At 64.8% G+C, this 17,969-nt stretch carries 13 protein-coding genes; 10 read left to right on the top strand and 3 right to left on the bottom strand.

Annotated features, from left to right (window positions below; all coding sequences use genetic code 11):
* Positions 1 to 6: 6 nt before the first annotated feature.
* The 3 genes from ACYQ1K_RS04765 (at position 7) to ACYQ1K_RS04755 (ending at position 5,122) form a co-directional block, all read left to right on the top strand.
* A complete protein-coding gene (locus tag ACYQ1K_RS04765) occupies positions 7 to 846 on the top strand; it encodes a sugar phosphate isomerase/epimerase family protein (RefSeq protein WP_459981669.1) in 840 nt (279 codons plus the stop codon).
* A 358-nt stretch (positions 847 to 1,204) separates the two neighbouring features.
* Complete coding sequence (locus ACYQ1K_RS04760) at positions 1,205 to 2,239, top strand: hypothetical protein (protein WP_459981668.1); 1,035 nt, start codon at positions 1,205 to 1,207, stop codon at positions 2,237 to 2,239.
* 570 nt (positions 2,240 to 2,809) lie between these two features.
* Positions 2,810 to 5,122: an ATP-binding protein gene (locus ACYQ1K_RS04755; protein ID WP_459981667.1), complete on the top strand. Its 2,313-nt coding sequence runs from the start codon at positions 2,810 to 2,812 to the stop codon at positions 5,120 to 5,122.
* Here ACYQ1K_RS04755 and ACYQ1K_RS04750 read toward each other — a convergent pair.
* Together ACYQ1K_RS04750 and ACYQ1K_RS04745 are read right to left on the bottom strand one after the other, a co-directional pair.
* Complete coding sequence (locus ACYQ1K_RS04750) at positions 5,085 to 5,429, bottom strand: DUF7134 domain-containing protein (protein ID WP_459981666.1); 345 nt, start codon at positions 5,427 to 5,429, stop codon at positions 5,085 to 5,087. The two genes, ACYQ1K_RS04755 and ACYQ1K_RS04750, sit on opposite strands and share 38 nt — an antisense overlap.
* A gap of 110 nt (positions 5,430 to 5,539) precedes the next feature.
* Positions 5,540 to 6,028 carry a hypothetical protein gene (locus ACYQ1K_RS04745; RefSeq protein WP_459981665.1) on the bottom strand — a complete coding sequence of 163 codons (489 nt, stop codon included), beginning with the start codon at positions 6,026 to 6,028 and terminating at the stop codon, positions 5,540 to 5,542.
* A 379-nt stretch (positions 6,029 to 6,407) separates the two neighbouring features.
* On the opposite strand from ACYQ1K_RS04745, the gene ACYQ1K_RS04740 reads away from it, so the two are divergent.
* The 7 genes from ACYQ1K_RS04740 (at position 6,408) to ACYQ1K_RS04710 (ending at position 17,137) form a co-directional block, all read left to right on the top strand.
* The gene (locus ACYQ1K_RS04740; protein WP_459981664.1) at positions 6,408 to 7,637 is read left to right on the top strand and encodes an ABC transporter substrate-binding protein; all 1,230 of its coding nucleotides are present in this window, start codon (positions 6,408 to 6,410) and stop codon (positions 7,635 to 7,637) included.
* 9 nt (positions 7,638 to 7,646) lie between these two features.
* The gene (locus tag ACYQ1K_RS04735) at positions 7,647 to 11,285 is read left to right on the top strand and encodes an ATP-binding cassette domain-containing protein (RefSeq protein ID WP_459981905.1); all 3,639 of its coding nucleotides are present in this window, start codon (positions 7,647 to 7,649) and stop codon (positions 11,283 to 11,285) included.
* 372 nt (positions 11,286 to 11,657) lie between these two features.
* Entirely contained in the window at positions 11,658 to 11,906 is a 249-nt protein-coding gene (locus tag ACYQ1K_RS04730) for a hypothetical protein (protein WP_459981904.1), read from the top strand.
* A 102-nt stretch (positions 11,907 to 12,008) separates the two neighbouring features.
* The gene (locus ACYQ1K_RS04725) at positions 12,009 to 13,004 is read left to right on the top strand and encodes a 3-hydroxyacyl-CoA dehydrogenase NAD-binding domain-containing protein (RefSeq protein ID WP_459981663.1); all 996 of its coding nucleotides are present in this window, start codon (positions 12,009 to 12,011) and stop codon (positions 13,002 to 13,004) included.
* 435 nt (positions 13,005 to 13,439) lie between these two features.
* The gene (locus ACYQ1K_RS04720; protein WP_459981662.1) at positions 13,440 to 14,165 is read left to right on the top strand and encodes a 3-hydroxybutyrate dehydrogenase; all 726 of its coding nucleotides are present in this window, start codon (positions 13,440 to 13,442) and stop codon (positions 14,163 to 14,165) included.
* A gap of 1,151 nt (positions 14,166 to 15,316) precedes the next feature.
* Positions 15,317 to 15,589, top strand: a complete 273-nt coding sequence (locus ACYQ1K_RS04715; protein WP_459981661.1) for an FCD domain-containing protein — start codon at positions 15,317 to 15,319, stop codon at positions 15,587 to 15,589.
* 996 nt (positions 15,590 to 16,585) lie between these two features.
* The gene (locus ACYQ1K_RS04710) at positions 16,586 to 17,137 is read left to right on the top strand and encodes an SDR family NAD(P)-dependent oxidoreductase (RefSeq protein ID WP_459981660.1); all 552 of its coding nucleotides are present in this window, start codon (positions 16,586 to 16,588) and stop codon (positions 17,135 to 17,137) included.
* A gap of 84 nt (positions 17,138 to 17,221) precedes the next feature.
* On the opposite strand, the gene ACYQ1K_RS04705 is transcribed toward ACYQ1K_RS04710, so the two are convergent.
* Positions 17,222 to 17,887: a TetR/AcrR family transcriptional regulator gene (locus tag ACYQ1K_RS04705; RefSeq protein WP_459981659.1), complete on the bottom strand. Its 666-nt coding sequence runs from the start codon at positions 17,885 to 17,887 to the stop codon at positions 17,222 to 17,224.
* Positions 17,888 to 17,969: the final 82 nt, after the last annotated feature.

The raw sequence follows: 17,969 nt of genomic DNA, 5'->3' as shown, positions 1-17,969 counted from the left end.
CAGGAAATGGACTCAACCTTTGAGCTTTGCTGGGGGACGTGTCAGGGAGTCGCGCTACCCGAGCTCATCGACATCGCGGGAGCAGCTGGATTCGCGGCTCTAACCATCCCGCCAGAGTTGTACTTCTTCTCGCTTCGAGACGGCTTTCGTGACGCTGAGCTCCGCGAGCGGTTGCTGGAAGCGGGCACAAGGGTGACCGTTCTCGAACCATTCACCCATGGACTTCCCGGCATTCCTGAGCCGGGAACCGTCGACCCGATTTGGCGCTCCCTGGTGCAACACACTGAGCACGAGTGCTATTCGGCAGCGGAAGCGCTCGGCGCAACCACGATCAGCATCGCTCACTTCCTCGGTGGCTCAGGGCACCGCGCGGAGTTGGTCGACACGCTCGGCAGGATCTGCGAAAACGCGGAGCAGCGAGGGTTGCGTATCGCGGTCGAGTTCATACCAAGCACCGGTTTCCCTGACGCGTTTACAACCGCCTCCATGATCGAAGAGGTCGGCGCCGCAAACCTGGGACTGACTTTCGACACTTGGCACTTCAATCGCTCCGGCGGGAGGGCTGAGGACCTGAGCTCGCTCGACGCAAAGATCATGTCCATTCAGATCAACGATGCGGCCGAGCGCAACCCTCAGGGCGGATACCGACCGATGGTTGACCGCTTGTTGCCGGGCGAGGGTCGCCTTGAGCTGCCCGAGATCGTTGCCGCGCTTCTCCCGCGAATGGAAGATCCTCGGATCGGCGTGGAGGTCTTCAACGGTGGCCTACGCCGCATGCCGCGTCAATGGGCGGCGGAGGCGGCCCTCACAGCTGCGCGCGCTGCGCTTTCGAGGTCCGCAGGCTGAGTCTTGCCGGGGTGGCCGTCCCACTGGTAGTTCACTTGCCAGTCACTTCCAACCCCCGCGACTCGGCGCCCCCAACGCCGGGTGCTTGCCCAAAGTCGGTGAGGTCCCGTGCCTCGCGCCCAGCGACGATGGTGGTGGCTCCCACAGCTGGCGGCAGTGCGCGCTATCTTCAACGGTTCTGTAGACCAGAATGCACTAACTGATTGACAGAAATCGCGTGGTGAACCACGATGGCCGGACGAGCCTGCGGCCGAGGTCGTCATCAGTGACGGCAACAACACGGTCGCATATCTGTTGGCCCGCCCCGTACCCCGTCTGGGCATCCCTCTGTCCAGCGATGACTGAAGGAAGCCATGGCATGACCCATGTAGTCGAATACCTCGACCGATTCGACGGCGCTGCGCCGGTGCGAGTCCTCCAGCGTGACGAGACGCAGATGTACGCCAAGGCCGTCGCTGGCCCATTTGGAGAGGTGGCGACCGCGACCGAACTGGTCGAGGTTATTCATATTGATCCTGCGTACACCCCGGGGGAGTTCGGCCCACCCAAGGTTCTCTTTGCGGCGCCTCGCGCTCGAATTGAGTGGCAGCAGATGGACAACCGCCAGCCGCACTTCCACCGGAATCTCGACGTTGATGAGATGTCCTACCAAATCAGCGGCGAGCGGACTCTCATGAGTGAACATGGAACTGTCGAGCTCCGCCCGGGAGACTTTGTCCGTCTTCCGGTCGGGGTCTGCCATGACAACTGGGGTCGCGAGGAGTCTCACATCCTCTGGTACACGCCGGACGGGATGGAAGAGCAGCAGCCGGCAGATAGGTTCGGGCAGGTCCTCGTCCCTCCGTTTGAGGGATGGGTGGCGGCAGTTGTCAACGAAGCGCTCACGGACTGCTTGGGTGCGCCTGAACACGTCATTGTGGCGCAACGTGCTGATGAACGACTGATTCTGGAGGACGCACTTACCCACGAGGATCGACTGGCCGTGGTCCGGTTCGATGAGGAGGGCCAACACGACGGTGAGCAGCCTCCGACTGCTCGTTGGATCTGGCGTGACAACCTCACTCGTGTGGGAGTGGTGGACTATGGTCCGACGCCGGGCTTGGTCTACGAGCGACACGGTGACGCGGACGAGATTCAGTACCAGGTGTCCGGGCACCGCTTACTCACTACCCAGCATGGTGTCGTATTCGTTGAACCTGGAGACTTCGTCAGGATCCCAGTTGGCGTTGCGTTCACGACCATGAGTGAGTCGCCCGGCAGATACATCGCCACAGTCTCTGCCCACCGAATGCTGCGGACCCACCCCGCCACGCGCGTGGGAAAGCCGTGGGACATCAGCACGGTTGCCGAAGCTCGGGCGAAGGTCATGGCGACGCAGTCGTCGGTTGACTAACGATCCCCCCGACGGCTCTCCATGCCCTTCTCCCCGTGCCGCCCGTCCAGATGGAGCTCGTTGTCTAACCGCTCGCCGCAGTCAACTGCCCGTCTGATCCGAGGACTCGCAGGTCGAGGACTCACAGGTCGAGGCCTGCGCAGACGAGGAACGAGCTTGAGACTGGCGATCATCGCTGCCGGGCTCGCCAACGAAGTCTAGAGCTCAAGGTGGCTGTCACGCGGGTCCATGCCCGGGCGCCGTAGGAGTCGTCCGATGGTTCGGCGCCGCGGCGCAGGCCTGTCGGTGGACGACACCGGCGCGCATCTGCTCTTCGGGTTCGTCGCGGCTGCCTACGAACGACGATCCCTCGGAATCGCATCGCATTGGCCGTTCGAATCCTGGGGCGGTTCCTGCCCGAGCGCACCACCGCAGGCATGCTCGACCGGCTCTTACACCACTGCCACACCGTCGTCACCGCTGGAGCGCGGGCCTGCGAGAAGTAGGCAGCTTGTCTCTTCGTGTGTTGGCCGCGACGGGCTATCACGTGAGAATGGGCGGATCACGGACAAGAGGGTTGAGATGGCGACGGTGGCGACGACGCGTGTGGCGGGCAACCTGCCCGTGCCTGCCACGGCGTTCGTCGGGCGTCGGGCGGAGCAGGACGATGTTCGCCGGATCTTCTCGGAGTCACGGTTGGTGACGTTGACCGGGCCTGGTGGAGTGGGCAAGACGCGGCTCGCGTTGCAGGTGGCGAGCGACGTGCGCCGTGTGTTCCGTGACGGCACGTGGTTCGTCGACCTCGCTGCGCTGACGGATCCGACCCTGCTGGTGCAGAGCGTGGCTGCTGTCTTGGACGTCCGGGAGCAGAGCGGGGCGCCGGCCGAAGGCCTGGTGCAGTATCTGGAGGACAAGCACCTGCTCTTGGTGTTGGACAATTGCGAGCACGTGGTGGAGCAGTGCGCGGCTCTGGTCGACTCGCTGTTGCAGCGGTGTCGCGACGTTCGCGTGTTGGCGACGAGTCGGCATTCGCTTCGCGTTGCCGGCGAACAGATTCTGACGCTCGCTCCGTTGCCGGTTCCTGACCGGGGCGAGCTGGTGCCCCTGGCAGAGCTGTCGTTGAACGAAGCGGTGAGCCTGTTCGTCGCGCGTGCCAGGAGCGTGGTGCCGGGCTTCGAGCTCACCGACCTCAACGCTCCGGCTGTGGCGGCATTGTGTGCTCGCGCCGACGGACTACCGCTTGCGATTGAACTGACGGCCGTCATGCTGCGCGCCTTGTCGCCGGAGCAGATCTTGGCGCGGATGGACGAACGGTTCCAGCTGCTCAACTGGGGCAGCCGGGCGGCCCAGCCGCGTCAGCAGACACTCCATGCGTTGATGGACTGGAGCTATCAGCTGTGTACGCCGGCCGAGGCCGTCCTGTGGGCGAGAGCGTCGGTCTTCGCCGGTGGGTTCGACCTCGAGGCTGTCGAGGCCGTGTGCACCGGAGACGGCCTGTCGGAGCTGGCGATGCTCGATGCGGTTGCGGGGCTGGTGGACAAGTCGGTCCTGGTACGTGAGGAGCAGGGAACCACGGTCAGGTATCGGCTGCTCGAAACGGTCAGGGCCTTCGGCGTCGAACGGCTGGCGACGACGGGCAGCGACGAGGAGTTCCGCGTCCGTCACCGCGACTACTTCACGCTGATCGCAGAGAGCGCGGAGTCCGCCTGGTTCAGCGAGGCGGGGTTGGCGTGGTCGCACCGTATCCGCCTGGAGCAGCCGAACCTGAGGGCAGCGCTGGGATTCTCCTTGTCGCGCCCGGGCGAGGCGCAAGCAGGGCTCCGGCTGGCCAACGCGCTGTGGTTCGTGTGGCGAATGTTCGGGCAGTTCAGCGAGGGGAGGCGGTGGTTGGATCGGACGCTCGCCGCTGATGCGGTGAGTGACGGACTTCGCGCCCGGGCGCTCTGGTCCAACGGCTCGCTGGCCTTCTATCAGGGGGACTACGCGGCGGCGCGCGCGATGCTGGAACAAGCTGAGGAGCAGGGCGCGCAGGTGGGAGATGCTTCTGCCAAGGCCTACGCGCAGGTCTTCCGCGGCCAAGCAGCGTTGTCCGAGGGCGCCCTGGACGAGGCGATGCGCCTGTTGACTGACGCCTTGGAGTCGTTTCGGACACTGGACGACCCGTTCGGCGAAAGCCTGGCATTGGCGCGCATCATCGGGACCGGCAGTGCGACCGGCGACGGTGAGCTCGCGCGCCGGGCCGCCGCCGAGTATCTGGCCCTGTGCGAGGCCAACGGCGCTCGCTGGCTCGCGCACTACGGCCACCTGGGCTTGGCGATCGAGCTCCTAAGAAGTGGCGAGATCTCGAGAGCGACAACTCAGGCTCGAGAGGCGATCCGATCCTTCTGGTCCCAGGGTGATCCCATCGACGCCGCGACGGGCATGGAGGTCCTCGCCTGGGCAGCGGCTGCGGTTGGAGACCACGAACGTGCGGCCTTTCTGTTGGGCGGAACGGCGGGATTGCGCAACCCGAGCGGCGCCAGCCAGTTGATGGGCTTCCGCTTCCTGCACGAGTTCCACGAACAGTGCGTTGAGTCCTGTGTCGAACGAATGGGTCAAGACGCATACGAGGCCGCCGCCGCGAACGGTGCTGCCGCCGACTTCGACGAGCTGGTCGCCTACGCATCGGGCCGTAGCACCGGCCAGAACCGACGTAGTCGGGCACGCTCGATCCTCACCAAGCGAGAGCTCGAGGTCGCGGAGCTGGTCTCGCTTGGGATGAGCAACGCCGAGATCGCTGCAACCCTTTTCATCTCGCGGCGCACGGCTGAAACCCATGTCGACCACATCCTCTCCAAGCTCGGCTTCAGCTCTCGCACCCAGATCGCTAGCTGGATGGCGAAGGGCCAGGCGGATGGTGGCTGAGGTCTTGTGAACTCGCGGGCGTCAGGCCCTGACTCAGGGCAACACCCACCAGGCCAAAGGCCGTCGCCGTTGCCCAAACGCACCACGGAAGCCGCCGCCGCACAACCAGACATGCGCACGCCGCCGGAACGACGAGGAGGAACGCCGGCCAACCGAGATCGAAGCGAAGGTCGGACGAGCCACCCACAAGGGGATCCAGCGTCATGCAGAAGACGATGGCCGCAAGTAGCACATCGGCCTGGGCGGGGTGGCGTTCAAGCCACAGCCGTGCGCGCGCTGGCTGGCGACGCTGCAACGTGGTGCTCACGATGCGACGCGCCAGGGCGAACCGTCCCGGCGCGCTAGCAACCCTCGGTGCCCGGTGGCAGCAGATCCTTCGCTCGACAGGCGGGGTAGATCGCGGCTACCAGGCAACCTTCAACCAGCGCTACCGCTGGACTGTGCCAGCTGCTGCACGTTTACGTACTCGTGCTCGAACCTTGCCGTTAGAAGTGTCAGCACGCGGTGGGTGATGGCGATCTCCTCCTCTGAGATGTCCTCGTACACCCGCGGATGCATGCCGATCGCCCATTCGCGCAGAGGCGCGTAGATCGCCTCCGATTGGGTGGTGAGCTCGAGCGTTTCCGGTGCGCCGGTCACTGCCTTCAGTGCACCCCTGAGCACGAGATCGTCGAGGAGCGTCAGAGCTTCGGACTTCGCAATCCGCAAGCTCGTCGACATGTCAGCTGCCATCGTTGACCGCGCCGTCGGCCCGGACCTGGCGAGGATGTTCACGGCGTACCACTCGGTGAATGTGAAGCCGGAGCCGTCGAGGAAGCGGTCCATGTAGGCCGACATCGCGTCTCGCGCCCACTTCACATCCTTGGTGAGAACGATCGGTTGATCCGACATGTCTGTCTCCTTCACTCGCTCAGAGGCGTCGGTGCTTGCTGGCCAGGCGCCCGCCGGTCTTCGGCTAGGTCCCGCGACCGCGCGCGCGAGCACGAACTGGCGGCGGCAGGGTGCGGCTCATTCATGGTCGCGTCCTCGAAGGATTCTGTCAAACGAGACTCGAATTCTGATCGTCAGAAAGATTCTGTGAGGGAGCATTGACCTGGAAGCGTGACGTCTGTCACGCTACGGAACGACCCGTCTGGTCTCCAGAAAATTGTGGCGCATCAGTCGGTGGGACGACCGATCATCCGATCGCAGGGTGTCGGCCTCTCATGGGACTGCTGGGCGTTCGCGCCTCGAGAGAGCTCGGCTCCGGGCACACCTCACTGATTCCTTTGGAAAGGAACCGAACATGAACCGCACCGCTGCATCTGCCGGGGTGACATGCCTGATGCTGGCGCTCGTCACTGCATGTGGCAGCTCGGACGCCGACGGAGGGGGTGGAAAGGCATCGACGATCAAGGTGATGACGATGGGCACTTTCGAGGCGCCCGCCATCGGCTTCAAGATCCCTGAGGCGCCGGGTGGCGTCGAGGCGCGGGCGAAGTACATCAACGCGCATGGCGGCATCAACGGTCACAAGGTCGAGGTGGAGGTCTGCAACACCGCCGGCAACGTGAGCACTGCAACTCAGTGTGCTCGCAAGGCAGTGTCCGACGGAGTCGTCGCCGTAGTGCGCACGATGACCGGCCCCGAGGAGCCGGGCATCTACCCGGTTCTCGCGAAGGCAGGAATTCCCGTGATCGCCGCGACCATCAACACCGACGTCGCCGGCGGCAGTCCAGTTGCGTTCGGGCTCACCAACTCCGTCGCCACACAGGGCGCGGCCATGAACCTCCTTGGCACCGCGGGGGCGACCAAGATCTCCGCACTGGTCTCCGCCGCGCTCGAGGCCCCTACCACTACCGGAATCCTCAAGGCCGGGATCGAAGGCGCCGGAGCCGAGGTCGGTGACGTCGTCTACGTTGCACCCACGGCTGTGGACATCACGCCGTTCGTCGCACAGGCTGTTGCCGGCGGCGTCGACGGAATCTTCGTCGCGGCGCCGGGACCGCAGCTGGTATCCCTCATCAAGGGCGTGCGGGCGCAGGGCTTCAAGGGAAACATCAGCACGCTCGGAACACTTGTGAGCGACTCGACCATCCAAGCTCTCGGACCTGACGCCGAGAACCTCCACGTTGTGAACACGATGGCTTCGCTGTCGACCTCCGCACCGGCATTGCCCAAGTACCGCGAAGACATGGCCAGCTACGACAAGTCGCTTGCGATCAACGAGAACTCCCTCGCGGCGTGGATGGCGATGTGGACATTCGAACGTGTCGCCGGAGACATCAAGGGAGACATCGATCCGTCGTCGGTCTTGAAGGCCATGAACGGACTGGATCAGTTCGACATGGGCGGCATCATTCCCCCGCTAACCACGACGAGCGCGGATCCCGTGCCCGGACAGCCCGGCATCACGCGGCTCTTCAACCCTGATGTCACCTATGGCGTCGTCACGGACGGCAAGTTCGGCCCCTTCGGTGACGCTGACTTCTTCAACGCGTACACCGGCGAACCGGTCGCGACGCCCGAAGGCTGAAGCGTGTCGATGTTTCTGCAGTACGTCCTCATCGGACTCGGCATCGGAGGAATCTACGCCCTCGCGGGCCAGGGTGTGGTCCTGGTCTACCGCGGCTCGGGAGTAGTGAACTTCGCTGTCGGGCCGATGGCGATGGTTGGTGCCTTCACCTTCTACGAGGCCCAGGGTGCGGGTTGGTCCCCAATCGCAGCTGCGGGCGCCGGGGTGATCCTGCCGAGTGTGATCGGCGCCCTCACCTACCTTCTAGTGATGCGTCGCCTGGCGGACGCAACGCCACTCGTCCGGGTGGTAGCCATCCTCGCAGTTTCGGCGCTGCTCCTGGCGCTGGCGGCGGGCAAGTACGGGGACTTCCCTTACCTTGTTCGCCCCCTGCTCCCGCAAGAGCCTGTGGCGTGGATTGCCAACGCTGCCGGCAGTGACGTTGAGGTGACTGCCGACCGCATGTGGCTGTTCCTGCTCGGCGCCGCAGTCAGCGCTGTCTGCTGGGCCGTGTACAAGTTCACCCGGTTCGGCCTGGTGACGAGGGCCGTTGCGGAGAAGCCGATGGCCGCGGCGACGCTCGGACGCTCGCCGCACATCGTCGGAACAGTGAACTGGGCAATCGGCGGTGCTCTGGCTGGGCTCTCAGGTCTTCTCCTTGTGGGGATTACCGGTCTTGCTGTTGGGCAGTTCAACCTCCTCATGGTCCCAGCGCTCGCGGCGGCGCTGCTCGGGCGGTTCCAGTCGTTCCCGCTGACCTGGATCACCGGTGTCACCATGGGCGTAGTCGAGACTCTGCTCAACAGCAACGCTTCCTGGTTGCCCGAGTTTCTGACCCAGCCCGGTTGGGCGGCCTCAGTACCCTTTCTGGTCATCATCGGTGTCCTGGTTGCGAGGGGCGAGACGCTTCCGTCACGCAGCTTTGTCATCCAGCGTCAGCCGCACGCCGGCACCGGCCGCGTCCGCTGGCTCGTCGTCGCGCCGGGCGTGCTGCTCGCGGTCATCTTCGGAACAGGGCTTGCCTCAATTGGATACCCCGGGGCTCCCCTCGGTTGGGTGCTTGCCGGCACGCAGAGCCTGGCCGTTGCGACGATCGCCTTGTCGCTTGTTGTGGTTACTGGGTACGCCGGGCAGTTGTCGCTCGCGCAGTATTCGCTAGCCGGTGTGGGTGCGTTCGTCGCTGCGAGGCTGGCGTCCGGTACGAGCATCCTCGGCATCGATCTCGGCGGGCCCGTGCCCTTTCTGCTCGCGGTTCTCGCTGCTGCGATCGTGACGGTCATCGTCGGGATTCTGATCGCCCTTCCTGCCTTGCGCACGCGTGGCGTCAACCTGGCAATCGTGACCCTCGGTATGGCGGTGGTGATCGACAACCTCGTCTTCAGCAACTCGCACTACACAGGCGGAACGACGGGAACGCAGGTCGGTGCGCCGTCCCTGCTGGGTATCGATCTGGATCCACTGATCTATCCGCGCCGCTATTGGGTTCTCGCTCTCGTGACGTTCGTCCTGGTGGCACTTGTCGTGACCAATCTCCGTCGAAGTGCCACCGGACGTCAGTTGCTCGCTGTACGCGGCAATGAACGTGCCGCCGCGTCTCTCGGAATCAGTGTGGGCGGAGTCAAGGTCTTTGCCTTCGCGGTCGCCTCATTGATCGCGGCCATTGGCGGCGTGATGCTGGCTTTCCAGACGGCGACGATCCAGTTCACCCAGTACGGCTCCATGGCTTCCATCAGTCTGGTCGTCAACGGCGTGATCGGCGGTATTGCCTTCGTGGCGTCATCGCTGATCACTGGACTCAGCGATCCGGCCGGCGCGGGTTCACTCTTGCTCACCAAGTGGTTCGGCACGGAACTCTTCACCATTGGGTGGGGCTTGGGGTTTCCCATCACCTTGGGGGTGCTCGCGGCCCTTGGTGCGTTGGTGGTCATCATCCGGAACCCGGACGGTGTCTTCCTTTCTGCGGCCCTGTGGCTGCGCAAACCGCTTGATCATGCGGCTGCGCTGCTGACGCTACCCTTCCTCCGGCGGCGAAACTCTCGAGATGACGAGATGCCCGCGCACCCGTCCATCCCGGATCGCGTGGTTGCGAAGCCGCTCAGGATCGACAACCTGAGAGTGACCTTCGGAGAGGTCGTCGCAGTCAAGGACGTGTCGCTGGTCGTGGAACCTGGATTCATCACGGGCCTCATTGGCCCGAACGGGGCAGGAAAGACGACCGTCATGGACGCGACGACGGGCTTCTCGCCCTGTGAATCGGGTTCGATCACACTCGGGGGCGTCTCCGTAGACGGATGGTCCCCAAGGCAGCGAGCGCGAGCAGGCCTGGGGCGGTCCTTCCAGTCCCTGGAACTATTCGAGACGCTGACGGTTCGTGATCACGTCAGTATCGCTTCGGATCGACTGGGCTGGCGCGACCGCATCCGGGATCTGTTGTGGCCGCGCCGTCGACCGTTGTCACCCGCGGCGATCGCAGCACTGACGGAGCTGGGACTGGCCGACGAGCTCGATCGCAGGCCCGAGGACCTGTCCCACGGTCACCGGCGTCTGCTGGCCATTGCGCGCGCAGCTGCCATGAAGCCATCGATTCTGCTCCTGGACGAGCCGGCTGCCGGTCTTGACGAGCATGAGAGCAAGGAGCTCGGCGCGCTCATTCAGGGTCTCGCTCGAAAGTGGGGCATCGGCGTCCTCCTCGTTGAGCACGACCTACCCCTGGTGATGTCGGTCTGTGATCGCATCACGGTCATCAACTTCGGAGAGACCATTGCCGAAGGCACGCCCGAAGAGATTCGGGCCTCACCTGACGTGATTGCTGCATACCTCGGTGAAACCCATGAGGATGGCGCGGGCAACCTGTTGCCGGCTCGATCGACAGATGAGCGGGCAACGCGAGCGCCGCGTCCCGCTCGGTCGGCTAGGCCGATATTGGTCGCCAAGTCACTCTCAGCGGGATACGGCGGCGTGGCCGCGGTCCGGGACGTCGCGCTCGAGGTCCGACCGGGGGAGGTGGTGGCACTGCTTGGCCCCAACGGAGCTGGTAAGACAACAACGCTCTTGGCTCTGGCCGGCGCATTGCCGATGATGAACGGCGAAGTCAGCTGGAAATCTGGCGTCACCACGAGGTCTGTGGAGTGGCGAGCTCGCCACGGTCTAACGCTGGTCCCGGAGGAGCGCTCGGTGTTCATGGACCTGACGACGGCCGAGAATCTCAGGATTGCGGATGGTGCTGACCACTATGCGTTGGAGCTCTTCCCCGAGCTAGTTGATGTTCTCCACAAGAAGGCAGGCCTCCTGTCCGGGGGCCAGCAGCAGATGCTCGCTGTGGGCCGTGCCATCGCCAGCAAACCCGAGGTTCTGATGGCCGACGAGCTGTCGCTCGGGTTGGCACCCCTGGTGGTGGACCGCCTGCTTCAGGCTGTACGAGGTGCTGCAGACGCCGGAGCCGGAGTTCTCTTGGTCGAACAGCACGCAAGGGCCGCGTTGGACGTCGCTGACCGCGCATACGTGATGCGACGAGGTGAGGTGGTCTTTGAGGGAACTGCTGACGAGATCCGCGACAGACTCGCCGATATCGAGGACGCGTATCTCTCGAGCGCCACCGACGACGTTGATCTTGCAAGCGTTCGCTTCCCGGGCGACGAGGACTGTGACGCTGGCGTAGTGCGAGCCTGAATGTCGCGTGACGGGTTTTGGTCATCGGGTGTCACACCACGGCGGCGATCTATGAGCCCTCGAAGCTGGGACTGGAGCGAGCTGTCGGCGTTCCAGTACAGGTTTCGTCTCATGTGGTCGCCGCAAGCTGCCGTCAGGCTCGGGTCCGTCGGACTTGAGCCTGACGGCTACTCGATTCGGTCTGAACATTGGGTCACGTCCAGCTGAGTGGCGTACGTCGACACCGCCCAGGACCTCGCCCAAAAGGATCCAGAGGTTCGCGCTCGCTGAAGGCGATCGGACCAATTGAACCGCTCGCACTGCCGGGCCAAGCGTGGGACAGGAAGGGACAGGCAGGTGCAAAACAACGTGGCAGTTGTCGGCGGTGGGCTGATGGGGTCGGGCATCGCCGACGTCAGCGCCCGCGCCGGGCACGACGTGATCGTCGTGGAGTTCAACGAGCACGCCGGGCCTGCGACGCGTTGCGCGCGAGGACGACTCTCGGCTCGCGTTCGCCGCGGGCGAACTCGGCCTGACCGCAACAACCTGCGCCGAGCGGTCGGGCGCCTGGGCATTGGCCATGCTCCCTGGGGAGGAGATCTCGAGGCGTCTCTTCGGCTCCAGCTCGCGCCAATCGGCTGACCGCGTTGGGTGAAGTTCGACGGACGTCGCCGCGTGGAACGGGCTCGGACCGTTCCGCTCAGCTTCTGCAGGGTCTCCATCTTCGAGTGAGGAAAAGAGGATATGGATATTGATGAGGTTGAGCAGGCGGCTGTCGTCGGCGCTGGAACGATTGGCTTGTCCTGGGCGGCACTCTTTGCTGCCCAAGGTGTTCAGGTCGCGATATTCGACCCCCGCCCCGATCTCCCAAACGTCGTCGAAGCAGCGCTCGAAGAGTTTGGCCCTCACCTCGCGGACCAGGGGCTGGACGTTTCACGAATCTTCGACAAGGTTCAGGTCTCGCCCGATTTGAAGTCGGCAGTTCGCGACGCGGAAATTGTCCAGGAGAACGGTCCCGAACGCATCGACGTGAAACAGGACCTGTTCCGCCAACTCATCGACCTGACGAGCAGTGAAACCTTGCTGCTGTCGTCTTCGTCGGCACTTCCCGCGTCAAGAATCGTCGAACATCTTGCGGATGGAAGCCGGGTGCTGATCGGACACCCGTTCAATCCTCCTCACATTCTGCCGCTAGTCGAGGTCGTACCGAGCGCGCGGACCGACGCGCACGTCGTCGATCGAGCAGTTGATTTCTACCGTCAGATGGATCGAGTGCCCGTCGTTCAACGAAAGGAAATCAGCGGGTTCGTCGGCAATCGGCTCCAGAATGCGCTCATTCGAGAGGCGATATATCTCGTCGAGCAAGGCGTGGTCACACCGGCGGAGCTAGACAGTGTTGTCACCAACTCGCTTGGCCTTCGCTGGGCGACAGTCGGACCGTTCCTCGGTTGGCATCTCGGTGGTGGGGAGGGGGGCTACAGACATATGGACGCGCACATCGGTGAGCCCATGCGCAAGATGTGGGACGTCCTAGGAGCGCCGTCTCGTGACCCAGAGTCCGTTGAGCGGATGATCGAAGCGGTCGAACAGACCTATGGCACAAGCGGCTACCCGAGTCTTGCCGAGGGTCGTGATCGGAGGCAGGTGGCGCTTCTGTCCGCCATGCGCGAAGCAAGTGCCGATGATGCAGCTACGAAGCCCTCGGAGGCTCCGTCGTCCGTGGCAGCCGAGCGGTTGTGACTACAACGGCTCCTCGTGGTCCGGGCGAGTTCACCATTGATCGTTTTCGTATCCAGACCCAGAAACGACCTCACCGGTTCGTTGCAGGCGCTCGGCGTGCGGTGGCCCACGGTGCCCTCCCGCACCTCGCCCTGTTCCGCCGCGGCGACCCAGCGAGCCTTCGAGAAGGAAGTGTCGATGGTCAGTGTGTGTCGGCGCGAACGCCGTCTGACGCTACCAACCTACAATTCGCGGGCCCGCGCTGGAGAGGGCTCCTACGCGGGAAAGGTGACCCAAACGACGAAGTAACGCGGGAGCGGAACAGGTCGAAGTCGGTCGGGCGGTCATCGGACGCACCCAACTCATCCGGCCAACAGCAGACCCACCACTAAGACCAGCAACACCAGACAGGGGCCCTTCATGACGACCACCTCACCGTGCAATCCTCTCGCGGGCATGCGCGCCCTTGTCACGGGCGGCGCCAGGGGCATCGGGGAATCGTGCGTGCGCGAGCTTGCCGCGCGTGGCGCCCATGTCACGATCGCTGACATCGATGCTCAGGCTGCTGAACCTCTCGCAATCGAGGTCAAGGGCGAGAGCTGGGTCGTCGACCTGACCGACCCCACAGCGCTGACAGAACTCACCCTCGACATCGACATCTTGGTGAACAACGCCGGGATCCAGGTCGTGAGCCCCATCGAAGCGTTCCCGCCGGAAGCCTTCCGCCGCATCCTGAGTCTGATGGTCGAGGCGCCGTTCCTGCTCATCAGGGCTGCCCTTCCCGGCATGTACGAGCGCGGCTTCGGCCGGATCATCAACGTCTCGTCCGTGCACGGGTTGCGCGCCAGCAAGCACAAGGCTGCCTACGTCGCAGCCAAACACGGCCTTGAGGGACTCTCCAAGGTCGCGGCCCTCGAGGGCGGCCCGTTCGGCGTCACCAGCAACTGCGTCAACCCGGCCTACGTCCGTACGCCACTGGTCGACAAGCAGATCAGCGACCAGGCGCGGACCAACAACATCACAGAGGACGAGGTCGTGGAGCAAGTCTTCATGTTGCGCAACGCGATCAAGCGCTTCATCGAGCCAGTCGAGGTAGGTCGGCTCGTGTCGTGGTTGGCCTCGCACGAGGCCGGGATGGTCACGGGCGCCTCTTACACCATGGACGGCGGATTCACGGTCTAACCGCGGCTTAGGCGGCGGTAACCGTCCCGTGCCAAGAGCTCCCAGCGCCCGCAGGGCGGTCTGCTGGGAGCCAAACTGGGAGCCAAACGGTTGAGATTGGCTCCCACGAGGTGGGACCGCGTCGGACCACGGAAGCGCGATCTGAGCGTGAATCGTCCGAATCTGGACGTTGTGAGACGCCCAGATTAGACCTACGGATCAGAAGGTCGAACTCTGCCGGGGTGAGGTGGGACGCTCAGAGTGGGTGGTCCGCCGAAGAGGTGGCCAAGGGTGGATGAGGGGGTGCCGCCGCGGCGCCGGGGTGGAGTCCGTACCTGTGCGGATCGCCGCCGACATTCGGCGACACCCCGACCCCTTGGCGAGAAAGTCGACTCTCACTCTTGTCCCACTTTTCCCGACGAAGTCCCACTCTTCAGCGCGCCTTCGCCCGCCTCAGCGCACCCGAACGCATCGCTCTGGGAAGGCGACCCCGCAGGTCAGCGCAACATTTGCCGCCGGGTCGCGCTCAGCGGCCTGACCTGCATGGGTAATGAGTAGGTCGTCAGTTCGATTCTGACAGGCGGCTCCAGAAACGGCGCCGTGACCTGCGCACACCCAAGGTTGGGGTCGTTCTATCTTCGGCTGTGACGCCCACTCTTCACCTACTTTTCCCGCGGGTGTAGGCGTCGGCGCTGAGGCGTGGCGGTGCCGCGGGACGCGCTGCCTTCGGTTGAGAGCCGCCGCGCCGAGGGCAGTGAGCGGGGCCAGGACCAGCGCCACTACACGGTTCTTGATGAAGTGGCGGTGGGTGGCGATTGCCGGTCGAAGGTCTGCGACTCAATTGCGGCTAGGCGGCGCTCAGCATCGCTACGTCATTCGACGAGGAGTTGTCTTCGGTTCGATTCCTGAGGACGGCTTGAGTCAAAAGGCAGTCTCACCTGCGGAAACGTCCCTTGGAGGACGGCCCACGGCGAGGTCCTGAATGCGCCCGAGTGTGCCGGGCGGTATCGGCCTCGATGCCGATGCTGCTGCTCAGTTTGAAGACCGCGAGTAACCTCCGTGCGCGGCGCCGAGGCTCGAGGTGGGACGGAACATCGATCAGCATCGCGCCCTCGGGGACGGCGGAGTAGACGAGCGCTCCGCCGACGTGGAGGAGTTCCTCCGGCTGGACCGTGAGTTCCACCTGCTCCTACAGCGCGGCGCAGACGGCGCTGTTGGGTGACCTGGTCGACCGCCTGTGGAACACCACGCAGCACTACCGCCGTGCCTTCGCGACAGGGCTCGACGATCGCTCCAGGCGGGTCATCCACGACGAACATCACCTGATCACCAGCTCACTGCGCGCCGATGACGTGACCGGAGCCGAGCAGGCCCTCGAGGGACACATCCGACGGACCCGACGAGAGCTCGCCCGTCATCCGGAGATCTTCTCCGACACCCACTGACGAAGCGCGATGCCCACCCGGGGAGGGGAAACCCAGGCGCCGGTGTTGGCCTTGAGGGCCACTGGGCCGGCTGACTCGAGGATGCGCAACGCCTCGCGAACGGGGGCCGACAGGCGGCGAGCTCCTCGGCGAGCTCGTCCTGCTCGATCCGGGTGTCCGGGGGAGCTGTCCACTCGGGATGCGGTCGCGCAAGAGGTCCGCGATCCGCTGGCTGGCGACAGTCCTCGACCGCGTGTCGTGTACGGACCAGCTCGACGACCTGAAGCGTGGTCGACCGTAGATACGCCGCATGCCTCGGGGCTCGACTGTTGAGCGTCCCGCCAGAGCTTGCCGAATATTCGCAGAAATGCAACGAGCACCCCGCGAAAGAGTGTCACTGACCAGGGCCTTCGCTCCGTACAGGCTTCGCCCTCTCACGGCGGTGGCGTCCGCGGACGGCGGTGCCCAACATCCGATGTGGCGATCACGGCGCCACGGCGAGTGTCGAGCCTGCTTCAGCTGTCGTCCCCGGGCGAGATGGACCTCCGATTTCGGTGAGGACCCAGACGTGGGCTCGTCGCGCGTCTCTCGCGGAGTACGCGTGAACGTCGGGCCGGGTGGCGTGGGTGAGGCCGCGACTCCCACTTTTCCCGACGAAGTCCCATCGCGCCTGTTTCTGCCCGAGTGGGCCTGAATGCGCCGTACTGAGAGGAAGAAGATGCAGGTCAGCGGCACATCTGCATCGCCGCCACGCTCAAGGGGTCTATCCGCATCGGTCAGAATAGGTCGGCAGTTCGATTCTGACAGGCGGCTCCACGGAAACCCTCACCTGCGGAAACATGAGTTTGCCGCGAGGATCCCGTCCGGAAGCGCTCAGCCGCATCCGGGGCCGAGTGCCCGAAGCTGGTCCGCTGGTTGTGGATCATCGAGCCGGTTCTCAAGTTGAGACACACGACAGGCGGTGGCGGTCATCTCATGGAGAGCGACAGATCGTCGAGAAGCGTGAGGTGGTCGGAGATGTTGGGGAATGAACTCAGAGAGTTGTCGGCGGACCTCTTGGCCGCGACGATCCGGGTCAACCTCACCTCGCCCTTCCTCCTCGTGCGGGCCGCGCTGCCGCACCTCCTGGCCGCGCGGGGTGCGGTGGTCGCCGTGTCGTCGGTGGCCGCGCTGCGGGCCAGCGAGCGGATGGCGGCCTATTCCGCAAGCAAGGCCGGACTCCTCATGCTCACCCAGTCGCTCGCGGTCGACCACGGGCACGGGCTGCGCGCCAACGCCGTGTGCCCGGGCTGGACGGCGACCGAGATGGGCGACATGGAGATGGCCGAGCTCGCTGCCGAGCGCGGGATCAGTGCCGACGACGCCTACCGGCTCGCGACGGCGATCGTCCCCCAACGCCGGCCCGCTCGACCCGCGGAGATCGCACGAGTCGTCGCCTGGCTCCTCTCCGACGCCGCGTCGTACGTCAACGGGACCGTGCTGCCGGTCGACGGTGGCTCGTGCATCGTCGACCCAGGCACCGTCGCCCTCGACCCGCGCGTCGCCATCGATCTCAGCTATCAGAGCTGACCGCCCCGGGTCGGGGACCGCCGGTCGCGGACGTCATGCGGATCGAGCAAGCGGTTGCACCATCCGCATGACGTCCCGCAGGCGCTAGCTGCCGTCGCCCATCAGGCGCTTGAGCTCCGGCATCAAGGCCGTCAGGTCACGATCGGTCCGGAGTACGACGACCTGCGTGGAAGGTGCCGGGTCCGACCACAGTCGGCCCAGTGCCTCGTGCAGCGCGGCATCGAGCGAGTCCTCCGGGGCGTCGTCGATCTGCCTGAGCCAGTCGCGCAGGATCCGGTTGTGGACAGCGACGACGACGTTGGCGATCAGGTCTGCCTGGACGCGTTCGAAGGCGGTGGCCGACGGGTCCGGGGCCCGCCAGCGCATCACGTGGCTGCGAATCAAGCGCACGTAGCGCAGCGTGCTGGTCAGCTCGGTCTCACGGAGGGCGGGAACCGTGCGGGTGAGTGCGAACCGGGCCCTCGCCGTTGCCCCCTCGGCGATGTAGTGCCGAAGCACCAGCCTGATGGCCTCATGCAGGGCGGAGATGGCCGAGCTGGCGTCGGCCGCCGACAGCCTTGCGTCGAGGGCGGCGAGCAGGGTGTCGTGGTCGGGGAAGATCACGGCTTCCTTCGTGGCGAACATCCGGAAGAAGGTTGCGCGGCTCACCCCGCCCTCGCGCGCCAGCTGCTCGACGGTGGTCTGCTCGAAGCCCTGCTCGGCGAAGAGCCGGAAGGCGACGTCGACGAGCCGATCGCGTGTTGTGGCCACGATGTGATCTTTCCATCTCAGGGTCTTGAGACTCAGTCTCTGAAAGACGATACTACGTCTTACATCAGGATCTGACCCGGGC

It is taken from the genome of Nocardioides sp. AN3, assembly GCF_054653495.1.
Note: the sequence above shows the minus strand (reverse complement) of the source record. Positions and strands in the feature narration are given on the sequence as shown.

Coding starts and splice junctions, on each gene's coding strand:
- ACYQ1K_RS04735 (WP_459981905.1), top strand. CDS start 7,647: ATGTTTCTGCAGTACGTCCTCATCGGACTCGGCATCGGAGGAATCTAC.
- ACYQ1K_RS04720 (WP_459981662.1), top strand. CDS start 13,440: ATGCGCGCCCTTGTCACGGGCGGCGCCAGGGGCATCGGGGAATCGTGC.
- ACYQ1K_RS04760 (WP_459981668.1), top strand. CDS start 1,205: ATGACCCATGTAGTCGAATACCTCGACCGATTCGACGGCGCTGCGCCG.
- ACYQ1K_RS04710 (WP_459981660.1), top strand. CDS start 16,586: ATGTTGGGGAATGAACTCAGAGAGTTGTCGGCGGACCTCTTGGCCGCG.
- ACYQ1K_RS04725 (WP_459981663.1), top strand. CDS start 12,009: ATGGATATTGATGAGGTTGAGCAGGCGGCTGTCGTCGGCGCTGGAACG.
- ACYQ1K_RS04730 (WP_459981904.1), top strand. CDS start 11,658: ATGGGGTCGGGCATCGCCGACGTCAGCGCCCGCGCCGGGCACGACGTG.
- ACYQ1K_RS04740 (WP_459981664.1), top strand. CDS start 6,408: ATGAACCGCACCGCTGCATCTGCCGGGGTGACATGCCTGATGCTGGCG.
- ACYQ1K_RS04765 (WP_459981669.1), top strand. CDS start 7: ATGGACTCAACCTTTGAGCTTTGCTGGGGGACGTGTCAGGGAGTCGCG.